Source organism: Desulfobacula sp. (assembly GCF_021107415.1).
Genome location: NZ_JAIOSW010000227.1, coordinates 1 through 17,180, shown reverse-complemented (window position 1 = coordinate 17,180; position 17,180 = coordinate 1). Strand labels below are relative to the sequence as shown.

At 39.6% G+C, this 17,180-nt stretch carries 19 protein-coding genes; 10 read left to right on the top strand and 9 right to left on the bottom strand.

Annotated features, from left to right (window positions below; genetic code table 11):
- Positions 1-21 precede the first annotated feature (21 nt).
- Complete coding sequence (locus tag K8S13_RS12390) at positions 22-2,301, top strand: tetratricopeptide repeat protein (protein WP_291462907.1); 2,280 nt, start codon at positions 22-24, stop codon at positions 2,299-2,301.
- 310 nt (positions 2,302-2,611) lie between these two features.
- On the opposite strand, the gene K8S13_RS12385 is transcribed toward K8S13_RS12390, so the two are convergent.
- Entirely contained in the window at positions 2,612-3,253 is a 642-nt protein-coding gene (locus K8S13_RS12385; RefSeq protein ID WP_291462906.1) for a hypothetical protein, read from the bottom strand.
- A 450-nt stretch (positions 3,254-3,703) separates the two neighbouring features.
- Between K8S13_RS12385 and K8S13_RS12380 the strand changes: the two genes are divergently transcribed.
- From K8S13_RS12380 to K8S13_RS12350, 7 genes are all read left to right on the top strand, one after another.
- The gene (locus K8S13_RS12380) at positions 3,704-4,213 is read left to right on the top strand and encodes a site-specific integrase (protein ID WP_291462905.1); all 510 of its coding nucleotides are present in this window, start codon (positions 3,704-3,706) and stop codon (positions 4,211-4,213) included.
- 393 nt (positions 4,214-4,606) lie between these two features.
- Positions 4,607-5,362, top strand: coding sequence for a glutamine ABC transporter substrate-binding protein GlnH (gene glnH / locus K8S13_RS12375; protein ID WP_291462903.1), 756 nt, complete (start codon positions 4,607-4,609; stop codon positions 5,360-5,362).
- A 168-nt stretch (positions 5,363-5,530) separates the two neighbouring features.
- Positions 5,531-6,253, top strand: a complete 723-nt coding sequence (locus K8S13_RS12370; protein WP_291462902.1) for an ABC transporter permease subunit — start codon at positions 5,531-5,533, stop codon at positions 6,251-6,253.
- A complete protein-coding gene (gene glnQ, locus K8S13_RS12365) occupies positions 6,250-6,984 on the top strand; it encodes a glutamine ABC transporter ATP-binding protein GlnQ (RefSeq protein WP_291462900.1) in 735 nt (244 codons plus the stop codon). The genes K8S13_RS12370 and glnQ overlap by 4 nt, the downstream gene beginning before the upstream one ends.
- Positions 6,985-7,023: 39 nt before the next feature.
- A complete protein-coding gene (locus K8S13_RS12360; RefSeq protein ID WP_291462899.1) occupies positions 7,024-7,929 on the top strand; it encodes a MurR/RpiR family transcriptional regulator in 906 nt (301 codons plus the stop codon).
- 139 nt (positions 7,930-8,068) lie between these two features.
- On the top strand, positions 8,069-9,145 hold the full coding sequence (locus tag K8S13_RS12355) for a KamA family radical SAM protein (RefSeq protein ID WP_291462898.1): 1,077 nt from the start codon (positions 8,069-8,071) through the stop codon (positions 9,143-9,145).
- Positions 9,146-9,153: 8 nt separating this feature from the next.
- Entirely contained in the window at positions 9,154-10,071 is a 918-nt protein-coding gene (locus K8S13_RS12350) for a glutaminase (protein ID WP_291462896.1), read from the top strand.
- A 506-nt stretch (positions 10,072-10,577) separates the two neighbouring features.
- Here K8S13_RS12350 and K8S13_RS12345 read toward each other — a convergent pair.
- The 5 genes from K8S13_RS12345 to K8S13_RS12325 all read right to left on the bottom strand — a co-directional run bounded on the left by K8S13_RS12345 (position 10,578) and on the right by K8S13_RS12325 (position 14,328).
- Positions 10,578-11,246, bottom strand: coding sequence for a cytochrome c biogenesis CcdA family protein (locus K8S13_RS12345; RefSeq protein ID WP_291462895.1), 669 nt, complete (start codon positions 11,244-11,246; stop codon positions 10,578-10,580).
- 5 nt (positions 11,247-11,251) lie between these two features.
- A complete protein-coding gene (locus K8S13_RS12340) occupies positions 11,252-11,683 on the bottom strand; it encodes a thioredoxin domain-containing protein (RefSeq protein ID WP_291462894.1) in 432 nt (143 codons plus the stop codon).
- 251 nt (positions 11,684-11,934) lie between these two features.
- Positions 11,935-12,429, bottom strand: coding sequence for a Spy/CpxP family protein refolding chaperone (locus tag K8S13_RS12335; RefSeq protein WP_291462893.1), 495 nt, complete (start codon positions 12,427-12,429; stop codon positions 11,935-11,937).
- A gap of 406 nt (positions 12,430-12,835) precedes the next feature.
- Entirely contained in the window at positions 12,836-13,867 is a 1,032-nt protein-coding gene (locus K8S13_RS12330) for a potassium channel family protein (protein WP_291462892.1), read from the bottom strand.
- Positions 13,868-13,932: 65 nt separating this feature from the next.
- A complete protein-coding gene (locus tag K8S13_RS12325; protein WP_291462891.1) occupies positions 13,933-14,328 on the bottom strand; it encodes a hypothetical protein in 396 nt (131 codons plus the stop codon).
- A gap of 52 nt (positions 14,329-14,380) precedes the next feature.
- On the opposite strand from K8S13_RS12325, the gene K8S13_RS12320 reads away from it, so the two are divergent.
- Positions 14,381-14,599 (top strand): recombinase family protein, encoded by a 219-nt coding sequence (locus K8S13_RS12320; protein WP_291462890.1) that lies wholly within the window; start codon positions 14,381-14,383, stop codon positions 14,597-14,599.
- A 232-nt stretch (positions 14,600-14,831) separates the two neighbouring features.
- On the opposite strand, the gene K8S13_RS12315 is transcribed toward K8S13_RS12320, so the two are convergent.
- The 3 genes from K8S13_RS12315 to K8S13_RS12305 form a co-directional block, all read right to left on the bottom strand.
- Positions 14,832-15,128, bottom strand: a complete 297-nt coding sequence (locus K8S13_RS12315; protein WP_291462889.1) for an addiction module antidote protein — start codon at positions 15,126-15,128, stop codon at positions 14,832-14,834.
- A complete protein-coding gene (locus K8S13_RS12310; RefSeq protein WP_291462888.1) occupies positions 15,128-15,460 on the bottom strand; it encodes a type II toxin-antitoxin system RelE/ParE family toxin in 333 nt (110 codons plus the stop codon). Before K8S13_RS12310 ends, K8S13_RS12315 begins: the two co-directional genes overlap by 1 nt.
- A gap of 226 nt (positions 15,461-15,686) precedes the next feature.
- On the bottom strand, positions 15,687-16,280 hold the full coding sequence (locus tag K8S13_RS12305; protein ID WP_291462886.1) for a helix-turn-helix transcriptional regulator: 594 nt from the start codon (positions 16,278-16,280) through the stop codon (positions 15,687-15,689).
- Positions 16,281-16,450: 170 nt separating this feature from the next.
- Between K8S13_RS12305 and K8S13_RS12300 the strand changes: the two genes are divergently transcribed.
- Positions 16,451-16,573 (top strand): hypothetical protein, encoded by a 123-nt coding sequence (locus K8S13_RS12300; protein WP_291462884.1) that lies wholly within the window; start codon positions 16,451-16,453, stop codon positions 16,571-16,573.
- Positions 16,574-17,180: the final 607 nt, after the last annotated feature.

Sequence of the window (17,180 nt, the reverse complement as noted above, 5' to 3'; positions counted from 1 at the left end):
GCAAATAATTTGGAGGTCATAATGAAATCCGCTTTAAAATTCTTTTTTATCCTTGTTGTTTTCTGTTTTGTTCTCGGCTGTCAATCTGAACAGGAAAAAAAAGAATCTTTTTTTAATAAAGCAAATAACTACTATGCTCAAAAAGAATATAAAAAGGCTGAAATTGAGCTTAAAAATGCCATTAAAATAGATCCTAAATTTATTCAAGCGAATTATCTTTTAGCTGAAACCATGGTAAAATTGGGAAATTTAAAAGGTGCTTTTGGTATGTATTCCAAAGTTGTCCAATTAGATCCTGACAACAATAAAGCACAATTAAAGTTAGCCGAATTCCTCTTCCTTGGCAAACAAATTGAGCCGGCCATGGAAAAAATCATTATAATTCTTGAGAAAGAACCCCAAAATATAACAGCCCTGCATATCCAAGCCCAAATATATTTAGTTAAAAAATCTTACAATGAAGCTACTGCCGTTTATGCTGCAATTTTAAAGATTGATTCTAAAAATATTGGCGCATTGCAGAATCTGGCCAGAATTAAAGCTATTGAGAATAATCCCCAAGAAGCAGAGACTCTTCTTCTAAGCGCCATTGAAATTGATAGACAAAATATAAAATTATATTCTGTTTTAGCCGGATTTTACCTTAAAAACAAAGAATTTAAAAAAATTGAATCTTTATTAAAAGATGCGATTAAAAATAATCCGACAAATGAACGAGCCTATATTCTTTTAGGAAACTACTATTTAATTCAAAAAGAACATGATCAAGCTGAGAAAGCCTATCAGGGCGCAATTGATACAAAGAATAATTCAATAAAATCATATATGATTATGGCAAACTTTTACGAACGTATCAATAATAAGGAAAAAGCCCTTGATTCATATAAAAAAGCTTCCGCCATCGAACCTGACGACTTATCAATTAAAAACACTATTGCAAGGTTTCACTTCAATAACAAAAATATTGAAGAAGCCAATAAACTAATTGATCCTATTCTCAACGAAAGACCGGATTATTACCCTTCCCGATTACTAAAAACAGAAATCCTGCTGTTAAATAAAAATTTTGACGAAGTATTGCCGTTAGTTGAATCACTTGAAAAAGATGAACCAAAGTCATTCAGAGTCCATTATTTAAAAGGACTTTATTATATTGGGAAAAGAAAGCTGGACCAGGCAAAAGCTTCTATTATTAAATCTATTGAACTTAATCCCAGATTTTTGAAAGCAAAACTTTTGCTTTCAAACCTCTATCTATCTGAAAAATCATATGATTTAGCACGAATGGAAGCAACAGATGCCCTTAAACTTGCTCCTAACAGCTATAATGCCCGAATGATCAGGGCAAATGCTTTAATGGGTCAACAAAAACCTATGGAAGCAGAAAAAGATTTTCTACGGCTTATTGAACTTTTGCCTGAGAATCCATTGGCTTATTATCGGATGGGGCTTTTACAGGCTAGCTTAAAAAAGTATGATTCAGCCTATGAATATTTTTTCAAAACCTATGAAAAAGACAATCAAAAAATGGATGTATTTTTACAAATTATCCGTGTCCATGTCGCGAAAAAAGAGTTTAACAAAGCCCATGAATTTTGCAACAAACAATTGAAAGTTATTGAGGGGAACAATACGTCCAAAGCGATTGTTCATAATATTCAAGCGCAGCTTTTCTCAGAACAGAATAATTCTGAACAAGCAAAACAATTCTTCACTAAAGCCATTGACGCCAATCCACAATTTACAGGTCCATATAATGCTCTTGCAAAAATTTATTTATCAAACAAAGAAAAACTCAAAGCTCTTGACCAATATCAGTCAATCTTAAAAATAAATCCAAACAATGCCTTTGCGCACATGATGATTGGAACTATTTATGATAGTGAAAAAAAATACGAAAAAGCAGCTGATCATTATCGCCAGGCTCTAGAAATAGATCCTGATTATGCCCCTGCCGCAAACAATCTGGCATACCATTTGGTAGCACGTACTAATGAAATTGAAAAGGCCTTGGAACTAGCACGAAGAGCCAAAGAAAAATTCCCCGAAGATCCTGCCATTGCTGATACGCTCGGGCTGGTATACTATCATAAAGGTTTATATGGAAACGCTGAAATCGAATTTACTGATGCTTTGACGAAATTATCGAATAATGCGACCATTCATTTTCACCTTGGCCGTACTTATGCCAAAAAAGGGGAAAAGCAGCTTGCTAAAAAATCATTAAAAAAGGCCTTTGAGCTTAGCAATGATTTTGAAGGTTATGAAGAAGCCAAACAATTGCTGGGAGAGCTTAATTAATTTTTTCAAAATTAACGCGACAATTTCATATTATCAACGTCAATCAGCAGCAGCGTACTGTCCTTTATCGAGCACAGCGCCAGTTTCCAGCCTCCGCGCCGCTGCGGGATGATATGTACCCGATCGCCCTTGGCTGCCCCTTGATTCCCAGTCCCATTGCATTGAACTTGTGTATGTCTGTTACCGTGCCCAGTAGCGTACTCTTGCCGCTGCCAGAATGCCCGATAATGGTCAGTTTGTCCAGATCAATGCCGCGCTTGCTGCCCCACCATCAACTTCATGGGTTTATTGTATGCTGGATAAAGAACTATTATAGTCTGTGTTCATTCCAAATAGAACCCTTTGCTTCAAAAGTCAACAAGCGATCAGAGGTGCGAACTATTGCTTTACTCGATGTTATTTTTATCGTATGTAGGGTCTCCTTACCTCGGAGTGGGATTGAAATAAAAGTCGAAGTTTTTGTCGTGAAACCAATTACTTTGCTGGATGTTATTACCACAGCGACATATTTTTCTACTTTTGCTGTAACGAACTCATCATTAATTGAAAGTTGAGTTTCAATGAATTGATTAGATACTGTATTATAGCCGATAACACGATTGTTAGTTACCAATAAAGCAATATATGGAGATAAGGACGCAATTGCTTTTTCTGACTCGTCTATCCTCAAATGCAAATATTTCCAAACACCAGAAGAGGTAGAAATTATAAAAAAATGATCATTGGTTAGAAATGCACCTAAGTTGCCCTTTGATGCACTCCATAGAACATTCTCTTTTGACTGAAGGTTAAAGGGAATAGTCTTTTTACCCTCTATAATAGCAATAATTTTACTATCCGCCTCGAATATATCAATTAAGTCTTCTATTTCTTCTTCAGCATAGGAGAAGGTTGCAGATAAAAGTATAGATAGACAAAAAAGGATATAAAGTTTTTTTCGACAGTACGCCATACTCTCCTCCTGATGATATCAAGATAAACATCTCTAAATATAATTTCGACTTTAACAAAAAATATCGGTTGGAAAAAATATTATCTCATAATGTCAGATAATGCAAAATTTTTAGATTTTTTTCGAGTTACTCCTGGGAGTACTAATGATATGAAGTGGGACTATAATCTCTTCAAGTGCACTGAGTATGTCTATTTCAAATATTCTCCCCATGAAAATCAGATAAAATAAATTTCGCAACCTTGTTGAAAAGTTGTATAATAATTTCAATGCCCAGTTCATCCGGGCAAATAAACATTCAATTTTAAATAAGGGGGTCATCATGAAAACATCAAAAGCGATAAAAAGTTTCCTGAAATACCATCAGATGAATTCAAAAAAAATACCATCCTAAATTACAAATGTTTCTTGGCGGTGTTTGAAAAAGAATTCGGACATTATGAAATGTCCATGATTTCTTCTGATGACATTATGAATTTTCTGGTAACGGTCACAGAAGGCCACAAATCTTCAACCAAAAAACTTAAATATTCACTTCTTAAAACTTTTTTCAATTTCATCAAAAACTCAATCGATCAAAGCATATCCAATCCGTGTGACTCTCCCATACTTAAAAAGATATTCAAAGCGGCAAAAGGTGTTTTTATTCCAAAAAAAGTAGCCGTTCGTTTGCGTGAATATATTGCGTTGGAAAATATCAAGGATGATAACAGAGTTTTCCCCCTGGGATATACAAGAACCCGGGAGATTGTTAAAAATGCTGGTAACAAGATTGGTGTTTTTGTTAAACCTCATGACCTCAGAAGGCACGCAGCGACCTATGTAAGCAGATCCGGAGTGCCTATTGAAATAGTTTCAAAAATCATTTTACGCCATTCAAATTTATCGACTACACAAAGGTACCTCGGAAAAGCCAGTGATAATGAAGCCATCTATTGGATTGAAAATATTTACAGATAAAAAAATTAGGAGATTGGAAAGTTTTCAATCCCCTTTATACTTTTTCTTCCTAAAGGCTTGAAATGCCAGTACTCGCCTACCTTTGGTAGGAAAACTGAGACAGGTCAATATAATCATTTTTTGACTATTCTGAGGATAACCATCTTTCCCAAATATTTTTCCGAAAAATGGCTTAACCTATCGTCCAATTTTTTGAGGAAGGATCAGTTGAAACGCCCCTGTCTTTCTGGTGTCGATATTATCCTGGAAGAGTCTGAAAAGCATAAGCATTGACATTGTTGCGCAAATAAGTTTGCACAGATAGCAAAAAATAAAAAAATACTTGACAAAAATATTACTCTAAGGCATTTACAATAAATAATCGGCCATTATCAAAATTTAAAGGAGGATAAATTGAAAAAAACATTTAAGTACAAATGGTTATTGGCAATTTTGACAACATTGGCAATTTTGACAGTTGGCAGTTTCGCTTCTGCTGCCGATTTACGTGTGGGTGTAGATACTGCTTTTGTGCCTTTTGAATTCAAAGGCAAGGACGGCAAGTACACAGGTTTTGATGTTGATCTGTGGGATGCGATTGCTAAACGTATAAACGTGAAGTATAAGCTGGTCCCAATGGATTTTAACGGGCTTATCCCAGGAATAACCTCCGGTAACCTGGATGTGATTCTTGGAGCCATTACAATTAAATCTGCAAGAGAAAAAGCTATTGATTTCTCACATCCCTACTTCAGAGCCGGCTTAAAGGTCATGGTACGGACTGAAAATACCGATATTAAGGGCCCCTCTGACCTCAAAGGCAAGGTTGTGGCGGTGAAGACCGGAACGGTAACTGTTGATTATGTAAAGAATTTGGGCACGAAAAAAATTGTCCAGTTCCCAAATATTGATCAGGCCTATCTGGAAGTGGTCACTGGTGGTGCTGATGCAGCCATGCATGACACGCCCAATGTACTGTATTTCATCAAAACTGCAGGCCATGGTAAAGTCAAAGAGGTCGGTGCCAACGTAAAAGCGGCTTTTTACGGAATCGGTTTTCAACAGGGAAGCGCTTTGCGTGACAAAGCCAACATCGCCCTGTTGGAATTGCAGGAATCCGGTGAATTCGACAAAATTTATATCAAGTGGTTCGGCTCAGCGCCGGAATAGCACACAACCACATATTTGAAACGAGATGCGGATATCCAAATCTATTGATTGGTCGATCGGTAGATTAAAGCGGTGGTTACTTAGGGCTCCGGTAATTAATAAATCTTCAACCGGGGCTCTTGAACCTCACATTTTAATTGATTGAAATCAAGATATGAAGGAAACATCATGGTCTTTGAATTTAAATATATAGTGGAAGCGATCCCCTCTTTGCTCATAGGTGCCAGGCTAACCGTGTATATAACCATTATCGGTATCATCGGCGGCCTGATCTTGGGCACTGTGGCCGGACTTTTCAGGCTTGCCGGAACCAGTGCTGTAGGCGGCGAAAGCTATGGGGGTTTTCGGGTGTTGAGCGTTATCGCTCAGAAGCTTGCCGTTGCCTACATCGAACTGATCCGGGGAACACCCATCATTGTTCAAGCCATGTTTATCTATTTTGCCCTGCCCATGCTGATTGAAGTGGCCACCGGTATAAGAGGGATTCGCTTTAATGCCCTGACTGCCGCTATTATTACGATCATATTAAACGCGGGTGCCTATATGGCTGAAATCGTTCGTGGTGCGGTGCAATCCGTAAACAAGGGGCAGGTTGAAGCCGGTCTGGCCATGGGGATAAGCCGGCTGCAATTAATTATAAATATCATCGGCCCAATTGCCTTTAAACGCGCCATTCCACCCTTAGGCAATCAGTTTATCATCAGCATGAAAGATACTTCACTGTTTATTGTCATCGGTGTTGGGGAGCTGACACGTCAAGGTCAGGAAATCATGGCAAGTAATTTCAGGGCTCTGGAGATATGGTCTGCGGTTGCAGTATGTTATCTGATCATGACAACGGCTTTGGCTCTATCGCTGAAATTTATTGAAAAAAGGATGACGGCAATATGAACGGTCTCATTGAATTTAAAAATGTCAATAAAAGCTTTGGCAAAGTGAAAGTTTTGCATGACATCAATCTGACGATAGAAAAAAAAGAAGTGATCATCATTGTCGGACCTTCAGGATCAGGCAAGTCAACCCTGTTGCGCTGTATCAACGGGCTGGATATCATCACATCAGGAGAATTAATAGTCAATGACATTTCTCTTCCCGAACATTATCAACAGATCCGCAATATCCGTAGGGAAGTTGGGATGGTATTTCAGTTATTCCACCTTTTTCCGCACATGACCGCTCTGGAAAACATCGCTTTCGGTCCTAAAAAAGTTCGGGGAGCTTCCCAGAGCGAGGCCAATGCCGTTGCCAAAGATCTCTTGGAAAAAGTCGGACTTTCTGACCGAAGCACTCATTATCCTTCCGAGCTATCCGGAGGGCAACAACAAAGGGTTGCGATTGCCAGAGCTATGGCGGTGAAACCAAAAATTATGCTTTTTGATGAACCTACATCAGCCCTTGATCCGGAATTGCGCGAAGAAGTCCTCAACGTCATGATGGCTGTTGCCAAGGAAGGCATCACCATGGTGGTAGTTACGCACGAAATGAGTTTCGCTAAAAAGGCAGGATCCAGGCTTTTATTTATGGACGATGGTCGAATTGCAGAAGACGGTGATCCGGAAACGATCCTGAAATTTCCCACCACTGAAAGATTGAAGAATTTTTTACAGCACGTGGGGTATTAATCCTTAATATCAGTTTATTAACAAAAGGAATTTTGGATTATGTCTATCAGCCCCCCTAAAACTATAGAGGAATTAAGACACCTTTATATCAAGATTCGAAACGGCAAACACACAATACGGCTCACCGATCGTACCCTGACAGTTCTGAAACACATGCTCGACGATCCCAACGAGACAGCGGCCAAATCCATATCTGAAATAGCCAGGGAAAACAACATCAATATTTCATCTATTACCCGGTTGGCACAAAAGCTGGGTTTTAGCGGCTTCCCGGGCCTCAAAGATATTTTCCGAAGCAGTCTAAAGCAGCGTAAGAATTTTTACAGTGAGCAGGTAAAAAAATTCTTGCAAAAGGGATCTGTAGACCATGACGGCAAGACCTCTTTGTTGGAACGGGTGATTCAAGATGAATGGAGCAATGTCATGCTGATGGCGGATACTTTTGATGAACAAAAGTTTGCCACCATTATCAAGCTGATGATCAATGCCGAACGTATCCTCATTGTAGGCCTGCGAGGCAGCTATCCCCTGGCACATTATCTTGGCTTTTATCTTAAAATGATCCGTAATGGCGTTAGCATTATCGGACAGGCCGGCCACACACTGGCAGATGATTTATCAGCACTCAAATCGGGAGACTTGCTGGTGGCTATCAGTATCAATCCCTATACGAAAGCTACTGCAGATGCCTGCCATATTGGCAAACTCCAGGCTGCGGACATCATCGCGATTACAGACAACTTGTCTTCCCCTTTGGCCATGGAAACCGATAATTTCCTTATTGCTTCCGCTGAAGGCAATTATTTTTTCAATCCAATGGTAGCCGCCATCATCTGCATCGAAACATTACTTTCCGAATTGGTGAAACAATTGGGCGATAAAGCCATACAGCGCTTGAACCATATCGGATACATATTAGAGGAGTTGGAAACAGAAATATCATAGTGAACTTTCTGAAAAAAACTGAATTTTATATGTTCCGATAAGCCAGCAAAAGACTCGGTCATATTAAAATGAACACTACCGTTACGTCCTTTTAATGACCATGGTTGACGGTGGAACTATAACAACATAAAGGAGATCAATGATGAAAGAATGGAAAAAACAACTTCAAAACAGCATAAATACTCTTGAACGGCTAAAAGCGTTAATCAACGTTACTCCAGAAGAGGAAAAGGCCATTACCACCCTCAAAACCAAATGGGGAACGTCACCGTACTTCGCTTCTCTCATGGATAAAGATGATCCCAATTGTCCCATTCGCAGGCAGGTGCTGCCTTCCATGAAAGAAAAGGTGAATAAATTCGGCATCGACGACTATCTGATCTGGAAGGAAAACAGGAACACCGAGGAAGTCCGTCCTGACAGTATCGCCAGACAATACCACGACCGTGTGGCCTTTACCGTGACAGATGTCTGTTTCAATTATTGCAGACATTGTTTCAGAAAGGAAGTGGTTGTGGACAGGGAACTTCAGCTTCGCATGGATGTGGATGAGGGCTTGGCCTGGATCGGTGAGCATAAAGAAATTCGTGATGTTTTAATAACCGGAGGAGATCCGTTTATTCTGTCGGATGAGAAAATCGAATATATCATCCGCAAATTAAGGGAAATTTCGCATCTTGAGATGATCCGTTTCGGTACGCGGGCGCCAATTGTATTACCCCAGAGGATAACCAATGGATTGAAAAAGGTATTGAGCGTGTATCACAAGGTTCCTATCTGGATCAATACCCAGTGCAATCATCCCAACGAGATTACCCCAAAAACCGCAGAGGCTGTATTCAAGCTTCTTACCTGCGGTGTCAACGTCGGCAACCAGGCGGTTTTGCTCAAAGGAATAAATGACGACGTTGAAACATTCAGAAAATTGCACCAGAAACTTTTGACCGTTCGCATACGGCCTTATTATCTCTTCTACTGTGAACCAGCCCCTGGAATCGATCATTTCAGAACCCCGGTTGAAAAGGGTGCGGAACTCATACGGGATGCCATACGCGGCCATACCACCGGGCTTGCCCAGCCCATGTATGTCATTGCCACCAATATCGGAAAGATTCCGCTAATGCCCGATTACTATATAATGGGAAAAGATGAGAAGGAATATACGCTCAAAAATTACAGAGGCGTCACCACCAAATGGCCCAATATTACTGAGTAGATATAAATATGGACTATCAACAAATACTTGAAGAAATTCATACAGAAGTCAAGCCGGTCATTATCCAGGGAAAGGTTGCAGATTACATTCCCAAACTGGCGACTGTACCTTTGAATAAATTCGGGATGGCAGTCCAGATTTTGAATGGAAAATTATTTTCTGTCGGTGATGCAGATGAGTATTTTTCCATTCAATCCATTTCAAAGGCCTACACTTTGATCCTTGCCCTGCAATTTGTGGGAGAAACTAATTTGTTTAAACGAGTCGGCAGAGAACCCTCTGGAAATCCGTTTAATTCACTGGTTCAGCTTGAATATGAAAATGGGATACCCCGAAACCCTTTTATCAATGCCGGCGCTATGGTACTGGTAGATATTATCCTTTCCCAGTCAAAGGACGCAAAGCAAACCATTCTCAAATTTGTTCGGGATCGGTCTAATAATCAGAATATCGATTTTGATAAGGAAGTGGCTGCATCGGAAAAGAGTAAAGGATTTCGGAATGCAGCTCTGGCCAATTTTCTCAAGAGTTATGAAAACCTTGAAAATGATGTGGAAGATGTTCTTGATATTTATTTTTCCCTATGCTCGTTAAGCATGAATTGTATTGACTTGGCCAAAAGTTTTATGATCCTGGCAAATCATGGACTGTCCCCTTGGTCCGGAAAGCAAATAATAAGCAAAAGCCAAGCTAAACGGATCAATTCACTCATGCTCACCTGCGGGACCTATGATGCCGTGGGTGATTTTGCTTATCGCGTAGGCTTGCCGGGAAAAAGCGGCATTGGCGGCGGAATTATCGCGTTTATCCCGGGCCAGCTCTGTGTGGCTGTCTGGTCTCCCGGCCTCAATTCCAGTGGAAATTCTCTGGCTGGAACACAGGCTCTTGAATTGTTTACAACCAAAACCGGTAAGTCTATTTTTTAATCGAGAGAGACGGATCGCAGGTAGAGATTAAGCATTCTGAGTGAAAAATTTTTATTTTTATTTTTTTTAATAGCGCCAATATATGGTATGAAGTGGGACTATAGTCTCTTCAAGTGCACTGAGTATGTCTATTTCAAATATTCTCCCCATGAAAATCATATAAAAATAAATTTCGAAACCTTGTTGAAAAGTTGTATAATAATTTCAATGCCCAGTTCATCCGGGCAAAAATAACATTAATTTTAATAAATGGAGGCCATCATGAAAACATCAAAAGCGATAAAAAGTTTCCTGAAATACCATCAGATGAATTCAAAAGAAACACCATCCTAAATTACAAATGTTTCTTGGCGGTGTTTGAAAAAGAATTCGGACATTATGAAATGTCCATGATTTCTTCTGATGACATTATGAATTTTCTGGTAACGGTCACAGAAGGCCAAAAATCTTCAACCAAAAAACTTAAATATTTACTTCTTAAAATTTTTTTCAATTTCATCAAAAACTCAATCGATCAAAGCATATCCAATGCCCAGCATGCCGGAGGTGAGAATGTAGACACCGAATCCAATGAGAAGAAATCCGCTTACAATCCGCACCGCCATTGGATGACTGTTCACCACCCGAATTCTTTGCCGAAATGATAGTGAGGCATACCCGGCTATTAACATGGGAATTGAGAATCCCAAAGAATAAAAAGCCAAGAGAATAAGTCCGGATGAAAGTTTTCCCTGGGTTGCCACCAATGCCAAAACTCCGGATAACATAGGGCCGACGCAGGGTATCCAGACAAGACCGAGGGTAAGTCCAAGAATGAGGCCAGACCATCGCCCTTTGCTCTGGAACTGAAACCTGTAAAAGAAAGTAACTTTTTTAAACAGATTGATACCCAAAAGCATGAACAGTCCAAAAGCAATGACAATTACTCCGGCAAGTTTTTCCACAACAGGCATTATGCCGGAAACAGCCCCTCCAAAAACCGAGGTGATTGCACCCATTGCTATAAAGCTCAGGCTTAAGCCAAGAACGATGAGCAAAGGGCGATGCCTGTGGTCTTCATTTGTCCCAGTGACAATAATAGGGATAACGGGGAGAACGCATGGGGATGCTATACTGGCAAGCCCTGCAATGATGCTCATGAAAATAGATGCGAATGTGATATCTGCGGGAGTCATTGTATCTAGGACCTCTCTATAGATTGAATAAGGGCGCGAATATTTGCTGCATTGTGTATCCCTGGTGTCATGCGTTTGATTTCCTTACCTGAGGAGTCTGCCAGGAGAAGAGTGGGAAGGCCCCGTATGCCATATTGATAAAATAAGTTCCTATGGGCAGGTACAGTGGTTTTGATATACCTGATATTTACTTTTCCATTAAGTTCATCCGACATGCCCATAAGGATAGCGTCCTGCCTTTTGCATGGCCCCCCGTTGGGATCAAGGAAAAATACCAGGTTAAAAAATAGCGCCTCAGATACCTCCGCCGTAGTTAATAAAGATGCAATTTTCTGAGACCCGGTAGCGCTTGGTTGTGATGAATTTTCTGCCTGTTGTTCTGTCGAACAACCAATAATGAGCCCTAACACAAGCATTAATAAAATGTTTTTTAACATAACAATCCTCTTTTAATAGGTATTTCCAACTCAACACTTTGACAAGCAGAGTCGATTCTTTTTGAAATATTTGGCATTCCTAAACTAATTCCAAAGGAGAAAAATAAGAGAATACTACAGGTTGTCAAGAAAATAGTTAAAGGCTCTGCTATATTCATCTCGGGTGTAAATTAAATCTTTTTTTTTAACAGGAAAAACCCGGAAGATGCTTCCATCCTTCCGGGCTTTCATACAATAAGACAGGCCATCTTTTAATTGTTATTATACCAGCCGATTCCCTGGCCCTGGCAACCTCTTCGGCCCCCTCTGTTAGAGCCTTTACCTCGATCTTTACCAAACCCTTTACCCATGCCAAGTTCAGGAGAAATTTTCTTTGCCGCCAACCGAAAGTCGATCCAGTTGTCTCTTACCTGTTTTTGCAGGTCAGTGATTTCCTGGGATAATTTGTCAAGTTTAGTCCTGTCAGGATCGGATATCTCCATGAGCATTCTCATTTCCTGCTGTTTTTGAAATTTTGCAGATCTAACCTGATAGGTCTCATCAATAAATTTTTGGTGAAGGTTGCCCAGTTCATCTCTCTGATCCTGAGACAGGTTATTCCAGACGTTTTGACCTCCATATCGTGGACAGTCTTGATTGAAGCCAGAACCCATTCTCTGACCCTTGCCAGGTCCCCATGCAAATACACTTCCTGCTACAAGTGAAACCATGAGTAATGAACTGATGATAATAATTGTTTTTTTCATGATAATCTCCAATATTTATATTTTTGTTTGTTAATTGATCTCTTTGATCATTTGTTGAAACATAATATAGCAAGGGGTGTGCCAATAAGAAAAATATTTTTCAACATGTTGAATTTATAATGTATATTTAGGATGAAATGACAATAAGGCATTAATATCGAATCAGCTTTATTGTATACTTTCTACCCAGGAAAATGTATCCAGGTGTATACAAACTACCCATAAAAAATATTTCTTTAAAATAAATATGCCTATTTAATCGATAATAATGGCTGGGAAAATTGCAACAAACAAAACTGTCCGAATAACTTGCCAAAACTACAGTATTCCAAATCAAAGATCCGAATGGGCAGACAAATTATGGCGTTTGTTCCGAAGGTTATTATGTTAAATGGTGTCGTATGATTTATGGTGGCCATGCGATATTAATCGGTCTTTTTTGAGCTATGAGCCAGATCCCATCTCCTTTTGAAACCATCTCCTCTTTTGATGGATTGACGATCACCTTTTTATCAACGGTTTGCATGGCAAAGGTCAGGTGATTATATTTTTCCTTGAAATAATCGTGCAGAGACCACCAGGTGAAATCCGGAATGGTTTTAGGGACAACCATATAATAAATTTCTTCAGCAGCATCATTTTTCAACAGGATTTGCAATGGGATATGTACCTTGTCCTGCATGGCCTGTACCATCATTTCAGCTGTCATCTGCATGATGATTTGGAAGTCGCCCTGAACACTGGAAAATGTGTCCAGAGACTGAGTTGAAATACAGCGAACAGTAATTTCACAGGCCCTGTTTTTCAGTTTAAGTGCGTTAATAAGGGCAAACAGACTTCCTTCATCATTTCCTGTGTGAATAATGATCTGTGCAGCTTCTTTTATATTGGCTTTATTGAGGGTGTGGCGGGTATCAGGCGGGCCTTTGACAAAAAAAACATTATCCAGATCCGGAAAAGGATGCCTTGGTATGTCAGCTGCAAGGACAATGTCCTGATCAGTATATGTTTCATCTTTTTTGATTTCTTCAACCAGCTGTTCTGTTTCATCGGTTGATCCCACGAGCAATATATGTCTTTTTCCTGTGTATTTTTTTTCTCCGTGCATTTTTTTATCCTTCCTCTCAATCAATAATGAAGCAACATGGGTAATAAATGCGGCACCAAGGCCGATACCCATGAACATGGGCAAAAGAACTGCTACAACCTTACCCTGATTAGAGACAGGGAACAGGTCGCCATAGCCAACAGTTGTACTGGTCACAATACTCCACCAAAGCGCTTGGTCAAAATGAGTTAAAGCGGAATCAAAAGGTTCAACAAGTTTAATCAGTAAGCTTGATATCAATAAAAGAGCCAAGTAGGCAAAAACGAGGGATATCCCTTTGCGTTTCAACCCCGCACGTATCATATTTTTTAAAAAATAAAGCAAATACATATCTCCGTTAATAGGGTCGCATTTTTCACAACCTACCGGGCTGTATCTTTAGCAAACTATATCATTTAACATCTGTTTGCAATATCGGGTTTATTCAGCTCAAGCTCAACAGTGCCTGCCATGGTGGGTCCAAAACAAATACCGATGTGTCCACTCTCCAAGGAAGGGTCAATATGCAGACCGATGAGTACATCTGGACATGGGCCTTTAAGCAACCCATCCATATCAACTCTTAATCCAACTACAGGCTGTGGGTACATCCCGTGCAGAGTAGAAGAAATACCGGTCATAGCCAAACCCGTGTTAACATCCAAACCAAGTTTAAAAAGGGTTTCACTCACCAGCTTGGCTGTTTGCTCCCACTTGAGTCCCAACTCCGGATATTGGTGAATCCGCCGGTGCCAGGAAATGATCATATCATGGTGGTCTGCTACGATTTTTGTAATCAAATCTCGTTTCATTTTTTATGCAGATCGCCCTCTGTTATTTAATGCCGAAAATAAAGGCGCTGCCTTGGAAATCCTGGATCAGAAGATAGACACCAGCACGGCAACGGGCCGGGCTTTTTTGCAAATGTTAGGTGTCTTTGCTGAATTTGAAACCAACCTCCGGAAGGAAAGGCAGCTTGCCGGGATTGAGGCAGCAAGGGCCAAAGGTAAGCACCTGGGCAGGAGGTCTCACTCACAGATAGCCAGAAACGGGATATTAGGGACAAAAGCCATGGGGGAATGAATCCCACTCAGCTTTCAAAAGAATTTGGCGTTTCAAGGGCCACTATTTATATTAAAAAAGACTGCCTGATATTTTTATTGATTCACCACCGAATAATATTAGGTAAAAACAAGGTCTCAAAGAATAAAATTTAAAACTAAAACAATAAGGAGAACACGATGAACATTATCGCAACACTTGATTCCGTAATTTGATTATTCATTAACCCCTCTCATAGCAACCTGTATGGCATTTATGCGGTGCTTTCTTTCTTCCCAATACTCAATGTAAGCCCCAGGGTATCTAATAATTTATTCAGGCTTGAAAGATTCGGATTCCCTTTTTCTGATAGCATCCTGTACATAGTTTCCCGGTTGAGATTTGCTTCCCTGGCAGCCTGTGAAATCCCTTTGGCTTTTGCCACATCACGGAGTGCCAGCATGAATATTTCCTGAGGTCCTTTTTTCAATGCTTCATTCAGATACTCAGAAGAATATTCAGGGTCCTGTAGTCGTTCTAAAAGCCCTTCTTGATAATTTACAGTGGCCATTACTTCTCTCCTTTATATTCATCCAAAAAGGTTACTGCCTTTTTAATATCCTTTTTTTGGCTGCTTTTATCACCGGCACAAAGCAAAATTACAATTTTATCTTTTTCAAGACCATAATAGATCCGGTAACCAGGTCCGAACTGGATTCTCAATTCATAGACACCCTTGCCCACACTTTTTGCATCGCCAAAGTTACCAAGTCGTATTCTGGCAAGCCTCACATCAATTTTTACTTGCGTCCGTATATCTTTGATTGAATCAAACCATTCTCTAAAAGGATTGGTGCCATCCCGGGTAATGAATTCTTGTATGAGCCTTTCAGTGGTTTCCATTAAATATAAAGTAGCCTTTAAGCTACAAAATGTCAAGATTAATTTTTCACTTCCTATTCTCTATACATAGGTATTCGTTAAAAAAAGGGTTCTTAAACAAGATTTTCAACACATTGAAAATAAGATGAATTTTGGACTATAGCAGGCGTGGGGACTCCATCCTCCATTGGCTCATCACTGGCCGGGGCCAATGGCCAAGTCAGGAAGATCGCCTGCTTGATATTTATTACTCATTGTTTTTTTTCTTAGGGCCTTGTTTGGATTCAAGCCTTTCTTTGGCTAATTTTTTGTTTAATTCTTTGAATTTGACATCTTCCACAGCCCGTTTCATGCTGTCTATTTTTTCTTTTTCAACTCTTATTTTCTTTAATAGTAGAACATGCTCAATAACTGATTTATATAATTTGGTAACTTCATGCTTTGCTATGAAATTGGCTAAATTCTCTCTTTCTATATCTTCAAGCACGTGCTTTGTTTCCTTCATTGCCTCAAACACAAACATCGCTGAGATTCGAGTTTCAAACTTTAATCCCTGGGCTTGTAGAGACACCCAGAGGTCTGGATTTGGAGATTCGTTTGTATCTAAAGCTAACCAAAACTCAGTATCTGAAGGTTGTTCAATGCCTGTCAACAGCCAGTTAATATCGACATTTTGAAATTTGTTTTGTAAATTTTGCAAAAAAGATACCCCAGGTTGTTGTTCACCACTTAGATATCTATACAATTGAGATCTACTCACACCACACAGAACTGCAAATTCTTCCCGCGTTAATTGCAATAATTTTATCGTTTTTTTTAATCTCTTATTTAATAAGGACATTACACCACCAAGATCTAAAAATTAAAGACATTGCCAAGGCTACCCGTCATACAACCACAACGGAAATTGCCAGGAGAGCTGGAACGATCAACGCAAGAAAAGCGTCATCACATGAATCAAATAAAGCCTTTGACCGGTACTGTCAGTACCAGGAAGATACGGCCTTTGAAATGGCCAAGATTGCAAAGGGAAACGGAAACCTGATTTCGTTTGAAAAGCATGAAAAAACTAATGCAAAAAGACAGCACTTTGACAGCACTATTTTAAGAGATATTTTTTACATAAGCGACTGAATTTACAATAAATAATTGGTGGAGGCGGCGGGAGTTGAACCCAAGTCCCACCACGACTGGCGCGAGTCTTCACGCGCCTGGGCCACATGGGGGCCACACCACAATTTATAATTTCATCGTAACTGCCCTCCCCTATTTCAAAATAGATTCTAAAAACGGAACTTATAATTTTGGATACAAGTCACCCCATTGAATTCGGCAAATAAATACTGAAATAAAAAAAAATGTCAACATCCAAAGAAGTTACAATTAGGTTCGGCATCCAAAACTATTCCAGGCTCCGAATACTTCTGACATGGATAATTATCTTTAACTGCGGCAAACCAGTTTTTTTGTGCGCTATATTCATGCAAATATATTACAAAAATTACTCTGGAAGAATACTATTGATTAAGATTGTCAGGAAATATAGAGTTGAATTTTAATGTCGCTGTAACCGGTTGAGAAATTACACAGCGGTTTGTCAACCGGTTACAACCTTGTCATGTTGTTGTTGCCACCATAAAAAATTTTTTACCATAATTCAGGTTTATTAAGTGCTTCTACGCAAAACGAATTACCTTTAATCGGTTTGATTTCATCACTAACCAAGGATTGAGCCAGCCAG